General features: G+C 40.9%; 1 protein-coding gene. It reads right to left on the reverse strand.

What is annotated here, in order from left to right:
* A partial coding sequence (locus CBI42_RS11675; RefSeq protein ID WP_256963830.1) for a glycoside hydrolase family 127 protein occupies positions 1 to 316 on the reverse strand: 316 nt, incomplete at its 3' end.
* Between the last annotated feature and the right edge of the window lie 7 nt (positions 317 to 323).

A 323-nucleotide genomic window follows, 5' to 3' on the forward strand; every position in this document is an offset into this window, starting at 1 on the left:
CCATCAAGCCATCCATCAACTTTTGAACAGCATAGTAAGGAACATAGTGATTGCCGTTGAATCGAAGCTTTTCAATATCATCAAATCGCTTTGAAGGTTCTGCAGCTAAATAGCCGGGGAATTCTTCGAATGTATCAAACTTTTGTTGGCATTCTTTCAGACCATCGACAATTTTATCAACACGCTTTTTCAATTCACGGGCGGTTTCCGTATCATCCATATTGTTAAGTTCTACGAAACTCTTGGAAGCTCCTGAGAGATAATGACCGGTGAAATGGCCTCTAAAGAACCAATCCGGTGATTCCCAGATAGTCAAAGGTGTT

Source organism: Streptococcus sp. KR (genome assembly GCF_002238115.1).
GTDB lineage: Bacteria > Bacillota > Bacilli > Lactobacillales > Streptococcaceae > Streptococcus.